The organism is Corynebacterium sp. MSK004 (genome assembly GCF_030232515.1).
In the GTDB taxonomy this organism is placed as follows: domain Bacteria; phylum Actinomycetota; class Actinomycetes; order Mycobacteriales; family Mycobacteriaceae; genus Corynebacterium; species Corynebacterium hesseae.
This window is the reverse complement of record NZ_JASPKB010000010.1, coordinates 68,868-87,225: the sequence shown is the minus strand read 5'-3', so window position 1 is coordinate 87,225 and position 18,358 is coordinate 68,868. Positions and strand designations below refer to the sequence as shown.

Here is an 18,358-nt window from a genome sequence, read left to right as displayed (position 1 = left end):
TCTAGTGCGCTGCGGCATCCCAGTTCTTGCCCACGCCAACGGACACCTCGAGCGGAACAGTCAACTCGATAGCCTTGTCCATTTCGCGCTCTAGGATGCGCTGCACGTCTTCTGCCTCCCCGGGAGCCACCTCCACGACAAGCTCATCGTGAACCTGAAGCAGCACGCGCGAGGCCATGCCTTCAAGGGCCTTATCCACGCGGATCATGGCAACCTTGATGATGTCCGCAGCAGTTCCCTGGATGGGCGCGTTCAAGGCAGCGCGCTCAGCGTTCTCACGGGCCACGCGGTTATCGGAGTTTAGCTCCGGCAGGTAGCGGCGGCGCCCAAAGACCGTGGAGGTATAACCATCCTTTCGGGCCTGCACCACCACCTCGTCGAGGTAGCGCTTCACGCCGCCGAAACGCTCAAAGTAGCTCTCCATAATCTCCTTAGCCTCACGCGCTGGGATACCCAGCTGCTGCGATAAGCCAAAAGCGGAAAGTCCATAGACCAAGCCATAGGACATAGCCTTGACTCGGCGGCGCAGCTCCGGGGTGACCTCATCGACAGGCACGTCGAAGACCTTGGAGCCAACGTAGTTGTGCAGGTCTTCGCCCTCACGATAGGCCTCAATAAGCCCGGGGTCTGCGGAGAGATGCGCCATGACGCGCATCTCAATCTGGGAGTAGTCGGCCGTGATCAAGGTCTCAAAGCCTTCGCCGACCACAAAAGCCGAACGGATCTGGCGTCCTGCCTCAGTGCGCACCGGAATATTCTGCAGGTTCGGTTCCGTCGAGGACAGGCGGCCCGTCGAAGCGACCGTTTGGTTAAACGTGGTGTGGATGCGGCCATCCGGCTGAATGGTCTTAATGAGACCTTCCAGCGTTGTCTTCATCTTCTGATACTCGCGGTGGGCCAGCAGGTGATCCAAGAAGGGGTGCGGATGCGTTGCAGCAAGCTGCTCAATTTCTTTAGCCGCGGTGGAATAGCCGGTCTTGGTTTTCTTCGTCTTCGGCATGTCGAAGGTATCGAAGAGCACCGACTGCAGCTGCTTCGGGGAATTCAGGTTGAGAGAATCATCACCGGCCAGCTCGCGGGCGGCACGTTCCTGTTCATTGACCTGCTCAATGAAGGCATCGCGCTGAGTTTCTAAGACATCCCTGTCGACCGCAATACCGGCGGCCTCCATGCGGGCAAGGATGTTGACCAGCGGCAACTCCAGGTCGGTATAGAGCTCGAAGGAGTCAATCTCCTGGAGTTGACGCGTTAGTTCTGCCGCTAACTCCATAATGGCAGCAGCCTGATCCACCAGTGGGTTCTCATCAAGGATGGAGAGCTGCTCCGTGGCCGAGCCGAGGGACTTCTGTAGGTGGCGCTGGTACACGTCCGTCAACGCATACGTGCGCTGACCCGGACGCAAGAGGTAAGCGGCAAGGGCGGTGTCGTGTGCAATTCCGCGCAGTTCAATCCCCCGGCCGGCCAGCATGTGCCAGGCGGCCTTTGCCTCGTGTAGGTATTTCGGCGCGTCTGATGACAGCCACGCGGCCAGCGCGGCGTCGTCCTTAGCATCGAGATCTGCTAACTCAATCTGGCGGCCCTCAAAGGAGGAATCGACCAGTGCCAGTGCCGCAGCATCACCCGCGCCCGGGGTCCCATCACCTTGTACGAAGACTGCTACGTCTTCCTTACCCTCGAGCCACTCAGCCAGCGGTGTGTCCACCACGGTAACCGTGACGTCCGGGGCTTCCTCAGCCGCAGCGGCTTCGGCGGCGGCGTGCGGGACGGCGTTGAGGACCCGCTCGCGCAGGTTGGTGCCGAATTCCAGCTCGTCGAAGCGAGCCGCAACCTCGCTAGCGACCGCTCCCTTAAACTCCAGATCCGCGGGGCCAACCTCCAGGTCCATATCCGTCACCATTTGGGTGAGCTGTCGGTTGAGCTTGACCTGTTCGATGCGGTCGCGGAAGTTCTGGCCCGCCACTCCCTTGATCTCCTCGGCATGCTCGATAAGGCCATCGAGGGAGCCATACTGGGTAATCCATTTCGTGGCGGTCTTCTCCCCCACCTTTGGCACGGAGGGCAAGTTATCGGAGGGGTCGCCACGCAGGGCCGCGAAGTCTGGGTACTGCTGCGGGCTCAGACCGTACTTCTCCTCCACTGCCTCTGGAGTAAAGCGATGTAGCTTGGACACCCCGCGCATGGGATAGAGGACGGTCGTGGAGTCGTCGACAAGCTGCAAATAGTCGCGGTCACCGGTGACCAGGAAGGTCTCATAGTCCGCGCCCGCCTGCGTGGACAACGTAGCCACGATGTCATCGGCCTCGAAGTTCTCGCGCGACAGCGTGGTGATTCCCAGCGTCTCCAAAACCTCACGGATGAGCTCAACCTGCCCCCGGAACTCTTCCGGCGCGGCTTCGCGCTGTGCCTTGTAGTCGGGGAACATCTCCGTGCGGAAGGTCTTGCGGCCCACGTCGAAGGCTACCGCGACGAAGTCCGGCCTCTCCTCCGCCAAGATATTCGCCAGCATAGAAAGGAATCCGTAGACCGCATTCGTATGCTGCCCGCCCGAGGTAGAAAAGTTCTCCGCGGGCAGTGCATAAAATGCGCGGAAGGCCATGGAGTGGCCGTCGATGAGCAAGAGTCGGGGCTGAGAAGTAGTCACCCGGCCCATCCTAACGTGTTGCGCCAATCAGCACCGACGCTGCCCTTAGGCAGGCAATTAGGTTCCCATTGGTCAGCTGCGCTAGTATCGTTGCTTGTGCGCCCCTGTAGCCCAATTGGCAGAGGCAACGGATTCAAAACCCGTGTAGTGTGAGTTCGAGTCTCACCAGGGGCACAATTCCACCCCGCAACAGAGAATGTTGTGGGGTATTAGTGTTTTCAACCGAAAGGAACCCGTCATCATGCGTCGCACGATCATTGCCTTGAGCACCGCAGCCGCCCTTACCTTGGGCGGTACCACTGTTGCTACCGCTGCGGAATCCAGCACCGACAAGGAAGTTTCTTCCAAGGTGGAAGGCTCCTCTTATTACCAGGAGCTGCGCAAGTCCGCAGCCTCCTCCGATGACCCGCAGCTGAATACCTTCTACACCGTGCTTCTCGACGGTCTCGTAGGCCTCGCCGCCTTCGCCATCTTGGGCTCAATCTATGGCGAAGTGGCAAAGCGCTTGCCGATGTAGTCAACGTATAACCTTCTATGGGCTGAATAGTTTGCATAAGCGCGTCGCACAATGAGAGAATAAAGAGTCATCTGCTCATTCCTCTCCCTCGGCACGGCATCCCCACCGAGGAGACTGTCAACGTTACTTTCGGTTTATGCACTATATTCTTAACGCCATTCGCGGCGCCCTCATTGGCATGGCCGAGCTGGTCCCCGGAATTTCCGGAGGCACCGTCGCGCTCATCGTAGGCATCTATGAACGCGCTTTGCACAACGCCAATGATCTCATTTCCGGCCGTTTCAAAAAAGCTGAATGGGGCTTCCTCGTCTCAGTCGCCGCCGGCATGTTCCTTGCCGTCTTCGGTTTTTCTACGCTGCTCCACAACTTTGTGGAAGGGCAAGTGTCCTTGTCCCGCGCATTGTTCCTCGGCATGGTCGCCGTGTCCATCATCGTTCCAATTAGCATGATGTCGCGGTTTACGCCCGCGTCCATAGCTGCATTCATCATCGCCACCGTCGCGATCTTCTTCGTTACCGGCTTTACTTCAACGCCTGTCGAAGACCCCAGCCTGATTGTGGTGTTCTTGGCGGCCATGGTGGCCGTCTGCGCGCTCGTTCTCCCCGGCGTGTCGGGCTCACTCATCTTGCTGACGATGGGCCTCTACCAGCCTGTCATTGGCGCGGTCTCTGACCGGGACATGACCGTTGTGGGCGTCTTCGCCCTTGGCGCGGTGTGCGGCCTTGCCGCGTTCGTCAAGGTTTTGAATTACCTGCTCGATACCCACCGCGATCCGACCTTGGCCGCCATGGCCGGATTTATGCTCGGCTCACTTCGCGCATTATGGCCGTGGGGCGCGGACCAGGATGCTTCCACACCGCTTATCCTGCTCATGTTCGCGCTCGGCGGCATCATCGTCGCCATTTTCATCGTCGTGGATAGGCGCAAAGCCGCAAGTTATCAAGAGAGTTAAAGCATGAATAAGAAGAAGGTCGTCGTGGGCGCCGTCGGAGCGCTGGCCTCCGTTGCCCTCTCCGGCTGCGTCACCAACGAGGAGCCGGCGCTGCCAGAAGGCTGGTCAGAGCCTAACGTGGACGAAGTACCCGAGATCGCCGCGATGTACCAGGACGCAGATGGGGTCCTCACCGTAGGCACAAACCCACCGTTTGCGCCTTTCGAGTTCAAGGATTCCGATGGTTCGCTCATCGGCCTTGAAATGGACTTGGCCAATGCAGTCGCCCAAGTGATGGGCCTCAAATTCCAGCCGGTGGAGCAGGACTTTTCCATGATTTTGCCGGCAGTCCAGTCCGGGCAGATCGATCTCGGCGGGTCTGGGTTTACCGATACTGACGAGCGCCGTGAGAACTTCGATTTCGTCGATATCCTCTACGCCGGCATTCAGTGGGCGGAGCTCACCGACGGCCCCAACAAGGTTGATCCATCGAATCCCTGTGGCCTCACCGTCGCGGTGCAGCGCACCACCGTGTCCGAGACGGACGACTTACGTCCGAAGCAAGAAGCCTGCGATGGGGACCTGACCATCCTTCCCTATGACACGAGTGACAACGCCGCCCTTGCGGTACTCATGGGCCGCGCGGACGCACTTTCGGCGGACTCACCAGTCTCTGCGTGGGCGGTCAACCGCTCGGATGGGCGTATGTCCATGGTCGGCGAAATGTTTGACGCCGCTCCCTATGGGTTTGCCGTACCTAAGGACTCCGAGCTCGGGCCTGCCGTGGCGGCCGCGCTCCAGCACCTTATTGACACCGGGGCCTACGCAGAAATCCTCGAAAAATGGGGCGTTACCGAGGGGCTCGTCGAACACGCAATGATTAATGAAAGGCCGATCAATGACTAATTCCTCTCTCCCGGCAGCATCGGATTCTGCGGCTTCGGCTACCCCACCAAAGATCGAAGCCCGGCCACTTCGCCACCCGTGGCGATGGGTCTTCGCCGCCCTCCTCGTTCTCCTTGCTGTGTGGTTCGTCATCTCTTCGGCACGCAACGAGGCCTTCGGATGGGGCACTTACTTCCAGTACCTCTTCGACACTCGCATCGCCACCGCCGCGCTGCATACCATCGCGATTACGATTCTGGCGATGATCATCGGCGTCGTGGGCGGCGCCGCTCTCGCCGTGATGCGTATGTCCCCCAACCCCGTGCTCGGCGGTGTGTCCTGGCTCTTCCTGTGGCTATTCCGAGGAACCCCGATCTACGTGCAGCTCGTCTTCTGGGGTCTGCTCTCCGCGCTCTACCAATCCATCAACCTCGGGTTTACGGAGATTTCTCTCACAGAGGTACTCACCAATGCATTCCTACTCTCCGTGCTCGGTTTGGGCCTGAACGAAGCCGCCTACATGGCGGAAATCGTCCGCTCCGGAATCTCCTCGGTTCCCGAGGGCCAGAAGGAAGCCAGCAAGGCCCTGGGTATGGGCTGGTGGATGACCATGCGCCGCACGGTTCTCCCGCAAGCCATGCGCATCATCATTCCGCCGACCGGTAATGAGTTCATTTCTTTGCTGAAGACGTCTTCCCTTGTGGTGGCAATTCCCTACACCGCAGAGATTTTCGGCCGCGCCACGGATATTTCCGCTGCGCTTTTCGAGCCCATCCCGCTTCTCATGGTGGCAGCGACGTGGTACTTGGCCATCACCTCGCTTCTTATGGTGGGCCAGTACTTCTTGGAGCGCCGCTTCGAACGTGGCGCCACCCGCGAGCTCACCGGCCGCCAGCTGGCTGCGCTGGCGGATGCTGAAGGAACCATTCCCCGCAACGTGTCTGTCATCCCGGAGGTAAAGAACTAATGACCACCCCAATGATCTCTGCACAGAATGTGTATAAATCCTTCGGTCAGCTCGAGGTTCTCAAGGGCATCGATCTAACCGTCATGCCCGGCGAGGTCACTTGCCTACTGGGCCCCTCCGGTTCCGGAAAATCAACCTTCCTTCGCTGCTGCAATCACCTAGAGAAGGTCACGGCCGGCCGCCTCTACGTCGACGGCGAGCTCATCGGATTCCGTGAACGCAACGGCGTGCTCTATGAAATCTCCGAAAAGGAAGCCGCCGCTCAGCGCCAAGACATCGGCATGGTGTTCCAACAGTTCAATCTGTTCAGCCACCGCACAGTCCTGGAGAACATCATCGAGGCCCCCGTCCAAGTGAAGAAGCAGAATCCAGAACAGGCAAAGAAGAAAGCGATGGAACTGCTGGAAAAGGTGGGCCTCGCGCACAAGGCAGATGCGTACCCGGTGCAGCTTTCCGGTGGTCAGCAGCAGCGCGTCGCCATTGCCCGCTCTGTGGCCATGGATCCAAAGCTGATGCTTTTCGACGAACCCACCTCCGCCCTCGACCCCGAGCTGGTCGGCGAAGTCCTCCGCGTTATGAAGGAGCTTGCCGCCGATGGCATGACCATGCTCGTGGTTACTCACGAGATGGGCTTTGCACGTGAAGTCGCCGACAACATCGTCTTCATGGACGGCGGCAGCGTCATTGAAACCGGCACCCCCGAGCAAGTCTTGGACAATCCGCAGCACCAGCGCACTAAGGATTTCCTCTCTTCGCTGCTCTAGCACGCAGCATCACTAACGCAACTGCCCTAGTTGCCAACACCTTTGCTCCTGCCGCAGGCAGGTTCAGGATCATTGGCAGCTAGGGCAGTTTCCTATTTGACCTCGGCCAAGACAAAACTCCGGCCAGTTCACAAAGGATAGCTGGCCGGAGTTTCGGGATTCAGGGAAAGACGTGGGCTCTACTCGGAGTCGCCTTCATCTTCCGCAGTCTCAGCGGGTTCTTCAGATTCCTCGGCAGATGCCGAGTCCATTGGGCTATCCGCAGACTGGGCCTGGATGACGTCATCCAACACAGCGTGGATATAAGGTGCTGCCTTGTCATTGGAGTATTCCGAGGCAAGCTCCACGCCTTCAACGAGCGCGGTAGCGTTAGGCACATCCGCGTTGAAGAGGATTTCCCATACCGCTACGCGCATGATCGCACGATCGACGGCCGGGATGCGCTCGAGCGACCACTCGCTGGAGAGGTAGCGGGCGATCGCGTCATCGATGTCATCCAGTTCTTCGGCAGCTCCGCTGACGATTTCGCGGGTGTAGTCCGCGACCGGCGCCACGCCGTTTTCAGGGTCGCGGGCCAGCTCTACGCGGTCCTCAACGATGGCTACCGGATCGACATCGCGCGATTCAGCTTCGAAAAGAATATCCGCGGCGCGGCGACGTGCTCGGTAGCGCGCCGTGTGGCGCTTATAGTTTGGCTCTGGTTGGGTCATCTTAGTTGTTGACGCGAGAGAGGTACTCGCCGGTACGGGTATCAATCTTGAGAACGTTTCCGATCTCAATGAACAGCGGAACCTGAATCTCGGCACCGGTCTCGAGCGTTGCCGGCTTGGTGCCACCATTGGAGCGGTCACCCTGCAGGCCCGGTTCGGTGTGCTCCACCTTCAGGTCAACGGAGATCGGCAGCTCGCCGAACAAAGCCTCACCGTCATGGAAGGACACCTGAACGCGCATGTTCTCCAGCAGGAACTTGCCAGCGTCGCCGAACTTATCAAACGGCAGCTCGAACTGCTCAAAAGTCTTATCATCCATGACCACGTAGTTCTGGCCATCGTTGTACAGGTAGGTCATGTCGCGGCGGTCGACGTTTGCGGTCTCCACCTTGACACCAGCGTTAAAGGTCTTGTCGGTCACCTTGCCAGAGACCACGTCCTTGAGCTTGGTGCGCACGAATGCCGGGCCCTTGCCGGGCTTGACGTGCTGGAACTCAACAATCTGCTGCAGCTTGTTGTCGATCTTCAGAACGAGGCCGTTCTTGAAATCAGTGGTATCTGCCATGAAATGACTCTCCCAAATAACTTGTAGTCGAAACTATGAAAACAGTGTCTAAGCATACCGTACGCGCATCGAGTACGGCGCCAAGGGGTGCTAGCTACAGCACCTGAAGGTCCTTCGGGTAAGCCGTGATGATCTTCGGGGCCCCTGAAGTGATAATGAGGCTGTCCTCGATGCGCACTCCTCCCTTGCCTGGGACGTAGATGCCGGGCTCAATGGTCAGGGTCATGCCCTCAGCCAACGTGCCCTTTCCGGTTGTGGCCGCATAAGGCCCTTCATGCACGTCGAGACCAATGCCGTGGCCGGTAGAGTGAACGAAGTAGTCACCATAGCCAGCATCGGCAATAATGTCGCGGCAGGCCGCGTCGACGTCGACAAGCTTGGCACCTGGCACCGCTGCCTTGACGCCCGCTTCCTGGGCGCGCAGGACAACGTCATAGATTTCGCGGGCGAAATCAGAAACCTCACCGATGACGAAGGTACGGGTGCAGTCTGAGTTAAAGCCGCGGAGGTGAGCGCCGAAATCAATCGTTACCAGATCGCCCTTGCGCAGTTCGCGGTCATCCGCACCATGGTGGGGCTTTGCAGAGTTCTCGCCGGAGGCCACGATGGTGTCGAAGCTCACGCGTTCCGAGCCAAGCATGCGCATCCGGTATTCAAGGTCGGCAGCTACCTGACGCTCCGTGCGTCCAGCGGCTACTTCCCCGGCCTCGACGAGTTCGGTCAGCGCCTGGTTTGCCAAAGCTGCGATTTCTTCGAGTTTTTGAAGCTCGACATTGTCCTTGACGAGGCGAATCTTCTCTACCACGCCGGTGACAGGCACCAGAGTAACGCCCTCCGGTTTTGCTTTCTCCAGCCGCTCAAGTTGTGAAACAGTGACATAGTCGGCTTCATAGCCAACGCGAAGGTCCTCAGAAACCTGCCCCAGCAGGTGCGGGCCCACATCGCGGCCGAGTGTGGCTTCGATATCCGGGACCTCTTCCGCAATTTGTGTGGTGTAGCGGCCGTCCGTGGCCATGAGCGCGGAGAGGTCCTTGCGCAACAGTAGACCACCATTCGAACCGGAGAAGCCGGTGAGGTAGCGCACGTGCGTCAAATGGGTGACGATGATCGCGTCGACGCGCTGACCAGATAGCTCGGTCATGAGCTTGCGGCGGCGGTTGCTATAACGAGTATCGGCTAATGCCATGTGAGAACCACTCCATTCATTTCAAGCGATACTCCATGATAGCTAATTTGCGAGGAAGTACCCCAGTGCCGCGACATATCCATAAGAGCCAAGCCCAGCAATGACACCGCGTGCGATCGGGCTCAGGTAGGAGTGCTGGCGGAATGCTTCCCGCGCGTGCACGTTGGATAGGTGTACCTCAACGAAACCTGCGCCATCGGCTACTTCCGCTAGGGCATCGCGCAGTGCCACCGACGTATGCGTAAACCCACCCGGATTGATGATGACGGGCCAGCCTTCGTCGGCGGCGCGATGAACCTGCTCGATGAGCTCGCCCTCGTGGTTGGACTGGAAGAAGACGATCTCTTCCTCCCCCGCCGCTGCGCGGACGCGACGCTCGATGTCCACTAGGGTTTCGCTGCCATAGATTTCTGGTTGGCGCTTGCCCAGACGGTTGAGGTTCGGGCCGTTGAGAACGAGAATGGTCATGGCAAACTCCTTAAGCTTTTATGAGGCGAGCTGCGCATAGGCTGCTCGCAGCTCGTCGACGGTAGCATCTTCCAAGCGCGTGGTTTCCCCGATTCCCGTGAGGGCCACAAAACGGATGTGGCCACCGCGGTTCTTCTTGTCATGGCGCATGCCATCCAGCAGCTGTTCGAAATGGCCCTGCTCATAGGTTGTGGGCAACCCAATTCGGGTGAGAATGTCGCGGTGGGTGGCTACAAGGTTGGCGTCGATAAGCCCGCGTGCGTGGGACAAGTAGGCGATGAACATCATGCCCACTGCTACCGCGCGGCCGTGGCGCCAGGTGTAGTTTTCGCGGCGCTCCACCGCATGGCCGAAGGTGTGGCCGTAATTGAGGGTTTCGCGCAGCCCCGATTCTTTTAAGTCCTGGCCCACCACGTGCGCCTTGACCGCGATGGAACGCTGGATGAGCTCGGGCAGCAGGCCGTCGGGGTCCAGGCAAGCAGCAGGATCCGCAAGGTAATGCTCGATGATGCGCGGATCATGGATGAAGCCAGTCTTGATGATTTCTGCGGAACCGGCGACGATTTCGTCGGCAGGTAGGGTGCGCAGGTGGTCCGGATCGACAAAGACTGAGTCCGGCTCGTGGAAAGCCCCAACAAGGTTCTTGCCTGCGGCAGTGTTAATACCTGTCTTTCCACCGACGGCCGCGTCCACCATCGCGAGCAGTGTGGTCGGCGCCTGGATTACGGGGATGCCGCGCATCCACGTCGCTGCGGCAAAGCCTGCCAAGTCGGTCACGGCACCGCCGCCGAGACCAATAACGACGTCCCGACGGCTGAAACCAGCCTCCCCGAAAGTATCCCAAAGCCGGGCAAGTATATCGAGCTGCTTAGCTGCCTCTGCATCGGGCACTTCGACCAGAGTTGCCTCAATTCCCTGTGCACGGGCTTGCTCGGCGAGGTCACCGGCAGCCTGCGCGAGCGGCGGCTGGTGAATGACCGCCACCTTAGCCGCTCCAATGTCCGCCGCGCGCCCAATGACTTCTGCGCTCAGACCAGTGCCGATTGTGACCTCATAAGGTGAAGGTCCATTAACCGGAATAGTGTGCATGAGTAGTACTCCTTTGGCTGGGCTAGCAGTAATTGTGCGGCTTCATCATGAGGTTAAAGCAAAACAGCCGGCGATTTAGAGGGTTTCAAGGAAACTCAAAATATCGCCCACTACCTGTTGCGGGGAGCGCACACCGGTGCGCACCTTCAAATCAGCTACCTCCGAGTAAAGGGGGCGGCGCGCCTCCAAAAGCTGGGTATAGTGCGCCAATGGATCTGCAGATTCCAACACGGGGCGGTTCGCATCACCCAACGTGCGGCTTACGCCTTCTTCCGGAGTGACATCGAGGAATACGACGGTCAGGTTATCGAGCAAAGCACGCGTAGATTCGGTCAGCACTGCTCCGCCGCCGAGGCTCACGACCCCAGTGGTGGCCAGTGCCTCGCGCACCGCTTCTGCTTCTACCTCACGGAATGCCGGCTCACCCAGTTCAGAAAACACTTCTCCGCAGGCCTTGCTGTAGCGGGCCTCGATCAGATCATCAGAATCAACAACGTCACAACTCAGCGCCCGTGACAAGCGGCGACCAATCGTAGTCTTTCCAGAGCCGGGAGGCCCAACTAAGACGACGTGTGGGGAGCTCATGCTTCACCCCAATCCAGGCGGCTTGCCACATAGTCTTGGTAGGAGGCGATGTTCCGCTTAGTCTCAGCGAGGCTATCTCCACCAAACTTTTCCAACACGGCGCGCGCGAGGACCAACGCCACCATTGCTTCTGCAACAACACCAGCAGCCGGAACCGCACACACATCGGAGCGCTGATGGATGGCGGTCGCCGCTCCACCTGTGGCCATATCCACCGTCTTCAAGGCGCGCGGAACTGTGGAAATCGGCTTCATCGCCGCGCGCAAGCGCAGCGTCTGGCCGTTGGTCATTCCACCTTCTAGACCGCCCGCCCGGTTAGTTTCTCGATCCACGCCGCGATCGGTTCGGACCATCTCATCATGAGCCTCGCTTCCGCGACGGCGGGCTTCAGCAAAACCATCACCGACTTCAACGCCCTTGATGGCCTGAATGCCCATCAAGGCAGCGGCAAGCTGTGCGTCGAGACGGTCCTCCCCTGACGTGTGCGAGCCCAAGCCAATTGGCAGGCCCTCCACGATGACCTCAACGATGCCGCCAAGGGTATCGCCTTGCTTCTTAGCGGTTTCAATCTCTGAGATCATAGATTCCTCTGCGGCCTTATCGCAGGCCCGTACCGGAGAAGCATCGATGGCCTCAATTTCCGCAAAGCTGGGCGACGGGCCTTCATAGGGCTCGGAGGCGCCAATCGAGATCACGTGGGAGAGCACTTCGACGCCCAATGTTTCACGGAGGAAGTTGCGTGCGACGGTGGCTGCAGCCACGCGGGCGGCGGTCTCACGCGCGGAAGAGCGCTCCAGGATGGGGCGCGCCTCCGAGTGATCAAACTTCACCATGCCAGCAAAATCAGCGTGGCCGGGGCGCGGGCGAGTCAGCGGGGCGCCGCGACCGGAAGCCATAGCTTTAGCGGACTCCGGATCCTCCGGATCCAAGGCATCGGGCGACATGATGGTAGTCCACTTTGGCCACTCAGTGTTGCCGATCATGATGGCGATAGGACTGCCCAGGGTCAAGCCGTGGCGGATGCCGCTGAGCAGGGTGAGGTCATCAGCCTCAAACTTCATGCGCGCGCCACGCCCATAGCCAAGGCGGCGGCGAGAGAGCTGGAGAGCGATGTCGTCTTGGGAAACGGGAACCCCGGCCGGCATGTGCTCGATGAGTGCAATGAGCGCTTGACCGTGAGATTCACCTGCGGTAGTCCAACGAAGCATGCGGACCATTATCGCATGCCAGGGCTTCTTTCGTGGCCACTAGGCCAACTATCACACCGTGTTGGGGCTAAAGAACACGACGAGAGCCGCAGCAAACAGCATCCCGGGTCCATGCGCAGGCACCCTATCCCGCGTGATGATTCCCCACAACACCGTGCTGAGCGCCGCCCCCATCATCGCCAACACAACCCCTGGTAGGCCCGCTGCGTGGGCGGTCACCATTCCCAGAGGCAGAGCTAGCTTGAGGTCGCCCCCGCCCACGCTTCCGGCACGGCTAAACCAGGCCACTAACACGTAGAGCCCTATCCAGAGCAGACCCGCCAAACTGAACCAACACAGCGATAAAGCCGCGGCCGGCAGCGTCAGATAATTAGGCAAGCGCTTAAAACGCAGGTCATAAACAATTAAGGCGCACCCCCACGCCAAGAAAAGCACATCCCCCATAGCCCGCAGCCTACCGCGCGGTAAGACAAGGCGCACGCGGTGGTTCGGGGGAACCGATCAGGATAGCTTGAGCGCCTTGTTTAATGCAGCCAGCATCTCTGCCCGTGGAGCGGTGTGCCCTGTAAACTGCTCGAACTGCGAATAGGCCTGGTTAGCCAGCATGACATGCCCGCCGACTGTCGGGTAGCCGTCGGCAGCGGCATAAACGGTCAACGGAGTTGGCCACGGATCATAGATAACGTCAAATACCGGAGCTTTGGCCAGCTGCGTTAGGTGCTCTTCCACGGCGGCGGAGGGAACGGTGGAGACCACGAGATCTACCGAACGCGCAAGCCCCGCGAGATCATCGCTGAACGTTGCCGCGTGGAGGGTGAGGCCAAGGTCATCAGCCAGCGGGCGCAGCTCGGCGAGGCGGTCGGAGCGATTGAGCACCGTAACGTCCTGCACACCGCGCTGGGCTAGGCCCCACAGGACAGGCCGTGCGGTTCCACCTGCTCCGATGAGCAGTGCCGTCGACGGTTGGGACGTTCCAAGCAGCTCGTCGAGCGCGCCCAGAACTCCCTCAGTATCCGTGTTATCCGCACGCCACCCGTCTTCGGTGCGCACCAGGGTATTCGCGGAGCCGATGAGCTCGGCGCGTTCGCTGACGATGTTCGCGCAGGCGAGTGCGTCGAACTTGAGCGGCATGGTGACCGAAAAGCCGCGGTACTCCTCCCCCGCATCGGCGAGGAAGGCAGCTAGGTCCGTCACCTCAATCTTGGTGTAGTCCCAATCCTCCAAATTCACAGCTTCATAGCCTGCGTTATGGAGGACCGGGGACAAGGAATGAGCGACAGGGCTGCCCAGAACTGCGGCGCGGGGCATCAGGTTACTGCTCCTCAGCCGGTGGCTCGCCGGCCGGCGGCTCGCCAGCGCCTTCGCGCTGGCTGTCAAGGATGCCGGAGCGAACAGCGTCATCGACGTTGGCGAGGTGCTCGTCGTAATTATCGGTAAACACCGTGGTGCCCTTGTCGTCGACGGTGACGAAGAAGAGCCAGTTGCCCTCCGCGGGGTTCTCCATGGCCCCGATAGCTTCCTCCGAAGGAGAGGCAATCGGTGAGTCAGGGAGACCGTCCTTCGCGTAGGTATTCCAAGGAGTCTCGCGGTGGCGGTCCTCATCGGTGGTGGCCAGCTCAACATCCTCGAGGCCATAGTTGACCGTGGAGTCCAGCTCGAGGCGCATCGGCTCATCAAGGCGGTTGAGGATTACACGGGCGACCTTGTCGAACTCACCGGCCGGGGACTCGCGCTCCACCAGCGAAGCCGCAGTAAGAAGCTCGTAGGGCTTGAGGCCAATTGCCTGGGCGCGGTCAACGATATTGGTGTCGTTGTACTTCTTCGTCGAACGTGTGATGAGATCCGTCAGAATCTCCTTAGCGTCCATGTTCGGATCGAGGACGTACTGGCCCGGAGCGATAAGGCCCTCAATACGCTTGGGGTCCTCACCGCGGGCACGAATTTCCTCCAATGCCCACTCCGGCGCACCCAGCTCAGCAGGATCCACCGTGGCCGCGATCTTCTCCAGCTCCTCGGCGGATACGCATTCGCCCTCCTTGCAGGAGACCTGAGAAATCAGCGAGTAAATACCGTAGCGGACATCACCGCCGACCACGTTGACGTCGAGAAGCGTAGCTCCGCCCTGCACGTCGAGGAGGTCAACCATGTTGCCTTCATCAAGCAGCGCTTCGACGGCAGACTTCGCGCTCATCTCCTCCTGAAGGCGGTAGAATCCAGGCTTGATTTGGCTCGCGCGCGGATTCGAGTTGGCCGCAGAAGAGAAAGCTTCGGGCGTCTTCACCACGTTCTTCTCCGCCAATTCAGGTGCCAGCTCGCTCATCGACGAGCCCTCCGGAACCTGAACAAGCTGGGTTACTCCATTGCCCTGCCCCTCATAGTCCAAGGTGCTGCCCCCTCCCAACAGGCGGAAACCAATGTAGCCAAGTCCACCGATGATCAGGACCAAGCTCGCAATGAGCACGGCCATGCCGCGCTGACGGCGCTTGACATATTGGGGTTCCATCGAGCGTCCGATGCGTGAAGGTTTACGGCTCACGTACTTCGTCTCCTACGTTTGAAGGGCTGTGGCCGTTCAACGCGAAATGGCGCGCATCCAGCCAGGATTGCAAAATTTCCACCGCGGCTGCTTGGTCAATCACCGAGCGACCTCGCTTCTCTGATACGCCAGAGGCCCGCAATGCGGAGGAGGCGACCACGGTAGTAAGGCGTTCATCCACCATACGCACGGGCGGAGGTTCTTTCATCCTGTCATCTTTTGCCAAGCGGCGGCGGATACGAAACGCGATTTCCTTGGCATGTTTAACACTTGATGAACCATTGCCCTTGAGATCGCGCGGCAAACCAACGGCTACCTCAACCACGTCATACTCGTAAATCAGCTCAAGCAGGCGGTCGATATCACCCTGATCGCGGTCTTTAAACCCGGTCTCACGCCGGACGGTTTCGACCGGCATGGCCAAGCGCGCGTCCCGGTCAGAGACGGCCACGCCGATGCGGACAGTACCGACGTCGAGGCCCAAACGGCGCCCCGGGCCGGGATCGTCCGCGACTGGTTTGTCGGGTTCTACGGCCATCGTGCTCCTCCTGATTCTGCGAGTCAGCTACAACTGCAGCCAACTAGGGCGCGTTCGTTAGTGGGCTTCGAGCTCATCACGGACGGCGTCGAAGGCCTGCTGGAGACCTTCAGCGTTGGCGCCGGAACCTTGAGCCATATCGGGCTTTCCGCCGCCCTTGCCGTCAACATAGCCAGAAATAACCTTGACCAAGTCACCAGCCTTGACGCCGCGCTCGACGGCAGGCTTAGTGGCGCCAACGATGAACGGGAGCTTGCCGCCCTCGTTCTCCGATGCCAGGACAACCACACCGGCGACATCACCGAGACGGTTCTTGATATCCGAGGCCAACGTGCGCAGATCACCGCCGTTTACTCCGTTAGGAAGTTTGACCGATACGAGGGTGAAGCCATTAACGGTGGTCGCACCAGAAATCATCTCCGCGGTCTGCGACATGAGCTGGGCCTTGTGCAGCTCCGCAATCTGCTTCTCAGCGGCCTTGAGCTTCTCCGTCAGCTGCGCGATGCGCTCCGGAAGATCCTCAGTCTGCACCTTGAGCTCGCGGGACACGCCTTCCACGAGTGCGGTCTCCTTGGAGTAGAAGCGGAATGCATCCAGACCCGAATAAGCCTCGATACGGCGCGCGCCCGAACCCACGGAGGATTCGCCAAGGACAGACACCGGGCCAATCTCAGCGGTGTTCTTCACGTGCGTACCACCGCAGAGCTCGATGGAGAACGGGCCACCCATCTCCACGACGCGGACCTCGGAACCGTAGTTCTCACCAAAGAGGGCCATCGCGCCCATCTCCTTGGCCTTCTCCAAAGACGTCTCGATGGTATTGACCGGGAAGTGCTGGTCCACCGCCTGGTTCGTCACCAAAGCGATCTCATCGAGCTGCTCCTGGGTGAGCTGGTCGGTGTAGTTGAAGTCAAAGCGCAGGTAGCCGGGTCGGTTCAAGGAACCAGCCTGGACTGCAGTCGGGCCTAGCACCTGGCGCAGCGCTGCGTGGATAAGGTGCGTCGCCGAGTGCGCCTGCACGGCGCCGTGGCGCCATTGTTCATCAACGGCAGCCGTCACGCCGTTGCCCAACTCAAGCCCACCGGCGGTCACCGTAGCCTTGTGCACCCACAGCTTCTTGCCAATCTTCTGCACATCGTTGACCTCAAGGAGGGTCTCGCCCGCGAAGATTCGACCATGGTCGGCGGTCTGGCCACCGGCTTCAGCATAAAGCGGCGACTGGTCCAGGATTACCTCGACGGTATCTCCTGCCTCGACCTCGGTTACCTTCTGACCATCGCGCACAAGGCCGATGACCTTGGCCTCGGACTCCAGGGTTTCATAGCCCGTGAACAACGTCGGGTGGTTATCCACCCACTCGCGGTAGAGCGACAGGTCAGCATGACCATGCTTCTTAGCCTGATTATCGGCCTTGGCGCGGCGGCGCTGCTCGCCCATGGCGGCGTCGAAGCCTTCCATGTCTACGGTCAAACCGGCTTCCTGAGCCATCTCCAAGGTCAGGTCGATGGGGAAACCATAGGTATCGTGCAGCTCAAAAGCCTTCTCGCCGGAGAGGACCTTCGGGGTGGCCGCACGAGAGGTGCTCTTCAGTTCCTCCACGGCTTCGTCGAAAAGCTTGGTGCCTGACTCCAGCGTCTTCAGGAAGGCCTTCTCCTCCGCCACGGCAACGCGCAGGATACGCTCGCGGTTGTCGGCGATCTCCGGGTAGGACGGGGTCATGGTGTCCATGATGGTGTTCATGAAACGCTCCATGGTCTCACCCTTCGCGCCAAGCAGCTTGGCGGAGCGGATGATGCGGCGCAGCAAGCGACGCAGAATGTAGCCACGACCCTCGTTACCGGGGGTAACGCCGTCCAAAATGAGCATCATGCCGGTACGCGAGTGGTCCGCCACCACGCGGAAGCGAATGAGGTCTTCCTTCGGAGCATCCGGAACGTACGTCGCACCGGTAAGTTCCTCGGCTACGTCGATGACCGGGCGCAGCAGGTCCGTCTCGTAGACGTTGTCCACACCCTGCAGGATGCAGGCCACGCGCTCGATGCCCATGCCGGTATCAATGTTCTTCTTGGGCAGCTCGCCCACGATCTCGAAGTTGCCCTTGCCGATGCCTTCGCCACGCTCGTTCTGCATGAAGACCAAGTTCCAGATCTCCATGTAGCGGTTATCATCCGCAATCGGGCCGCCATCCTGGCCATATTCCGGCCCGCGGTCATAGTAGATCTCAGAGCACGGACCGCACGGCCCGGGAATACCCATGGACCAGTAGTTGTCTTCCATGCCGAGGCGCTGAATACGCTCGGTGGGCACGCCGATCTTGTTGTGCCAAATATCGGCCGCCTCATCATCGTCGAGGTAGACCGTGACCCACAAACGCTCCGGGTCGAGGCCCAAACCGCCTTCATCGACGGAGGTGGTCAGCAGGTTCCAGGCGTGGGTAATTGCGCCTTCCTTAAAGTACTGGCCAAAGGAAAAATTACCCGCCATCTGGAAGAAGGTATTGTGACGGGTGGTAATGCCCACTTCCTCGATGTCCAAGGTGCGCACGCACTTCTGGATAGAGGTCGCCGTGCCGTTAGCAAAAGGCGGGTTCTGCTGGCCCAGGAAGTAGGGCTTGAAGGGAACCATGCCGGCGTTAACGAAGAGCAGGTTCGGGTCATCCAGGATCAGCGACGCGCTGGGGACGGCCTCGTGGCCGGCCTTGACGAAGTGCTGGGTAAAGCGTTCCCGGATCTCATGAGTCTTCACGAGCAAAATTCCTTCACTGTTGA

At 59.8% G+C, this 18,358-nt stretch carries 18 protein-coding genes and 1 tRNA gene; 6 read left to right on the top strand and 13 right to left on the bottom strand.

The window, feature by feature from the left end:
* Position 1 precedes the first annotated feature (1 nt).
* Positions 2-2,650 (bottom strand): DNA polymerase I, encoded by a 2,649-nt coding sequence (gene polA, locus QP999_RS11845; protein WP_284848382.1) that lies wholly within the window; start codon positions 2,648-2,650, stop codon positions 2-4.
* Between the two features lie 91 nt (positions 2,651-2,741).
* Between polA and QP999_RS11840 the strand changes: the two genes are divergently transcribed.
* The 6 genes from QP999_RS11840 to QP999_RS11815 all read left to right on the top strand — a co-directional run bounded on the left by QP999_RS11840 (position 2,742) and on the right by QP999_RS11815 (position 6,705).
* Positions 2,742-2,815: transfer RNA gene (locus QP999_RS11840), tRNA-Leu, on the top strand.
* A 67-nt stretch (positions 2,816-2,882) separates the two neighbouring features.
* Positions 2,883-3,158, top strand: coding sequence for a hypothetical protein (locus QP999_RS11835; protein ID WP_070529889.1), 276 nt, complete (start codon positions 2,883-2,885; stop codon positions 3,156-3,158).
* A gap of 136 nt (positions 3,159-3,294) precedes the next feature.
* A complete protein-coding gene (locus tag QP999_RS11830; RefSeq protein ID WP_070624006.1) occupies positions 3,295-4,110 on the top strand; it encodes a DUF368 domain-containing protein in 816 nt (271 codons plus the stop codon).
* A gap of 3 nt (positions 4,111-4,113) precedes the next feature.
* Complete coding sequence (locus tag QP999_RS11825) at positions 4,114-4,995, top strand: ABC transporter substrate-binding protein (RefSeq protein WP_070624004.1); 882 nt, start codon at positions 4,114-4,116, stop codon at positions 4,993-4,995.
* Positions 4,988-5,941, top strand: a complete 954-nt coding sequence (locus tag QP999_RS11820; protein WP_070522219.1) for an amino acid ABC transporter permease — start codon at positions 4,988-4,990, stop codon at positions 5,939-5,941. Before QP999_RS11825 ends, QP999_RS11820 begins: the two co-directional genes overlap by 8 nt.
* Entirely contained in the window at positions 5,941-6,705 is a 765-nt protein-coding gene (locus QP999_RS11815; protein ID WP_070522216.1) for an amino acid ABC transporter ATP-binding protein, read from the top strand. Before QP999_RS11820 ends, QP999_RS11815 begins: the two co-directional genes overlap by 1 nt.
* 179 nt (positions 6,706-6,884) lie before the next feature.
* Here QP999_RS11815 and nusB read toward each other — a convergent pair whose 3' ends face one another.
* From nusB to alaS, 12 genes are all read right to left on the bottom strand, one after another.
* Positions 6,885-7,415, bottom strand: coding sequence for a transcription antitermination factor NusB (nusB, locus tag QP999_RS11810; RefSeq protein WP_070529882.1), 531 nt, complete (start codon positions 7,413-7,415; stop codon positions 6,885-6,887).
* Position 7,416: 1 nt separating this feature from the next.
* Complete coding sequence (gene efp, locus QP999_RS11805; RefSeq protein WP_070522210.1) at positions 7,417-7,980, bottom strand: elongation factor P; 564 nt, start codon at positions 7,978-7,980, stop codon at positions 7,417-7,419.
* Between the two features lie 94 nt (positions 7,981-8,074).
* Entirely contained in the window at positions 8,075-9,166 is a 1,092-nt protein-coding gene (locus QP999_RS11800; RefSeq protein WP_269948121.1) for a M24 family metallopeptidase, read from the bottom strand.
* 42 nt (positions 9,167-9,208) lie between these two features.
* Positions 9,209-9,634, bottom strand: coding sequence for a type II 3-dehydroquinate dehydratase (aroQ, locus tag QP999_RS11795; protein WP_269948120.1), 426 nt, complete (start codon positions 9,632-9,634; stop codon positions 9,209-9,211).
* A gap of 18 nt (positions 9,635-9,652) precedes the next feature.
* Positions 9,653-10,723: a 3-dehydroquinate synthase gene (gene aroB, locus QP999_RS11790; protein WP_070686299.1), complete on the bottom strand. Its 1,071-nt coding sequence runs from the start codon at positions 10,721-10,723 to the stop codon at positions 9,653-9,655.
* A gap of 75 nt (positions 10,724-10,798) precedes the next feature.
* Positions 10,799-11,308, bottom strand: a complete 510-nt coding sequence (locus tag QP999_RS11785; RefSeq protein WP_070686297.1) for a shikimate kinase — start codon at positions 11,306-11,308, stop codon at positions 10,799-10,801.
* Entirely contained in the window at positions 11,305-12,516 is a 1,212-nt protein-coding gene (gene aroC, locus QP999_RS11780) for a chorismate synthase (protein ID WP_070529862.1), read from the bottom strand. The genes QP999_RS11785 and aroC overlap by 4 nt, the downstream gene beginning before the upstream one ends.
* Positions 12,517-12,567: 51 nt before the next feature.
* Positions 12,568-12,960: a prepilin peptidase gene (locus QP999_RS11775; protein WP_070686295.1), complete on the bottom strand. Its 393-nt coding sequence runs from the start codon at positions 12,958-12,960 to the stop codon at positions 12,568-12,570.
* Positions 12,961-13,017: 57 nt separating this feature from the next.
* Positions 13,018-13,824: a shikimate dehydrogenase gene (locus QP999_RS11770; RefSeq protein WP_070563050.1), complete on the bottom strand. Its 807-nt coding sequence runs from the start codon at positions 13,822-13,824 to the stop codon at positions 13,018-13,020.
* A 4-nt stretch (positions 13,825-13,828) separates the two neighbouring features.
* Positions 13,829-15,019, bottom strand: a complete 1,191-nt coding sequence (gene mltG, locus QP999_RS11765; protein WP_070563047.1) for an endolytic transglycosylase MltG — start codon at positions 15,017-15,019, stop codon at positions 13,829-13,831.
* A 22-nt stretch (positions 15,020-15,041) separates the two neighbouring features.
* Positions 15,042-15,590: a Holliday junction resolvase RuvX gene (gene ruvX / locus QP999_RS11760; RefSeq protein WP_070563044.1), complete on the bottom strand. Its 549-nt coding sequence runs from the start codon at positions 15,588-15,590 to the stop codon at positions 15,042-15,044.
* Between the two features lie 57 nt (positions 15,591-15,647).
* Complete coding sequence (gene alaS, locus QP999_RS11755) at positions 15,648-18,335, bottom strand: alanine--tRNA ligase (protein ID WP_070563289.1); 2,688 nt, start codon at positions 18,333-18,335, stop codon at positions 15,648-15,650.
* Positions 18,336-18,358: the final 23 nt, after the last annotated feature.

Excerpts from the sequence above, each read along its gene's own strand:
- QP999_RS11800 (WP_269948121.1), bottom strand. The coding sequence starts at position 9,166 with ATGGCATTAGCCGATACTCGTTATAGCAACCGCCGCCGCAAGCTCATG.
- QP999_RS11785 (WP_070686297.1), bottom strand. The coding sequence starts at position 11,308 with ATGAGCTCCCCACACGTCGTCTTAGTTGGGCCTCCCGGCTCTGGAAAG.
- efp (WP_070522210.1), bottom strand. The coding sequence starts at position 7,980 with ATGGCAGATACCACTGATTTCAAGAACGGCCTCGTTCTGAAGATCGAC.
- nusB (WP_070529882.1), bottom strand. The coding sequence starts at position 7,415 with ATGACCCAACCAGAGCCAAACTATAAGCGCCACACGGCGCGCTACCGA.
- QP999_RS11830 (WP_070624006.1), top strand. The coding sequence starts at position 3,295 with ATGCACTATATTCTTAACGCCATTCGCGGCGCCCTCATTGGCATGGCC.
- QP999_RS11770 (WP_070563050.1), bottom strand. The coding sequence starts at position 13,824 with ATGCCCCGCGCCGCAGTTCTGGGCAGCCCTGTCGCTCATTCCTTGTCC.
- aroQ (WP_269948120.1), bottom strand. The coding sequence starts at position 9,634 with ATGACCATTCTCGTTCTCAACGGCCCGAACCTCAACCGTCTGGGCAAG.
- QP999_RS11815 (WP_070522216.1), top strand. The coding sequence starts at position 5,941 with ATGACCACCCCAATGATCTCTGCACAGAATGTGTATAAATCCTTCGGT.
- aroB (WP_070686299.1), bottom strand. The coding sequence starts at position 10,723 with ATGCACACTATTCCGGTTAATGGACCTTCACCTTATGAGGTCACAATC.
- QP999_RS11825 (WP_070624004.1), top strand. The coding sequence starts at position 4,114 with ATGAATAAGAAGAAGGTCGTCGTGGGCGCCGTCGGAGCGCTGGCCTCC.
- polA (WP_284848382.1), bottom strand. The coding sequence starts at position 2,650 with ATGGGCCGGGTGACTACTTCTCAGCCCCGACTCTTGCTCATCGACGGC.
- QP999_RS11775 (WP_070686295.1), bottom strand. The coding sequence starts at position 12,960 with ATGGGGGATGTGCTTTTCTTGGCGTGGGGGTGCGCCTTAATTGTTTAT.
- ruvX (WP_070563044.1), bottom strand. The coding sequence starts at position 15,590 with ATGGCCGTAGAACCCGACAAACCAGTCGCGGACGATCCCGGCCCGGGG.
- mltG (WP_070563047.1), bottom strand. The coding sequence starts at position 15,019 with ATGGAACCCCAATATGTCAAGCGCCGTCAGCGCGGCATGGCCGTGCTC.
- aroC (WP_070529862.1), bottom strand. The coding sequence starts at position 12,516 with ATGCTTCGTTGGACTACCGCAGGTGAATCTCACGGTCAAGCGCTCATT.
- QP999_RS11820 (WP_070522219.1), top strand. The coding sequence starts at position 4,988 with ATGACTAATTCCTCTCTCCCGGCAGCATCGGATTCTGCGGCTTCGGCT.
- QP999_RS11835 (WP_070529889.1), top strand. The coding sequence starts at position 2,883 with ATGCGTCGCACGATCATTGCCTTGAGCACCGCAGCCGCCCTTACCTTG.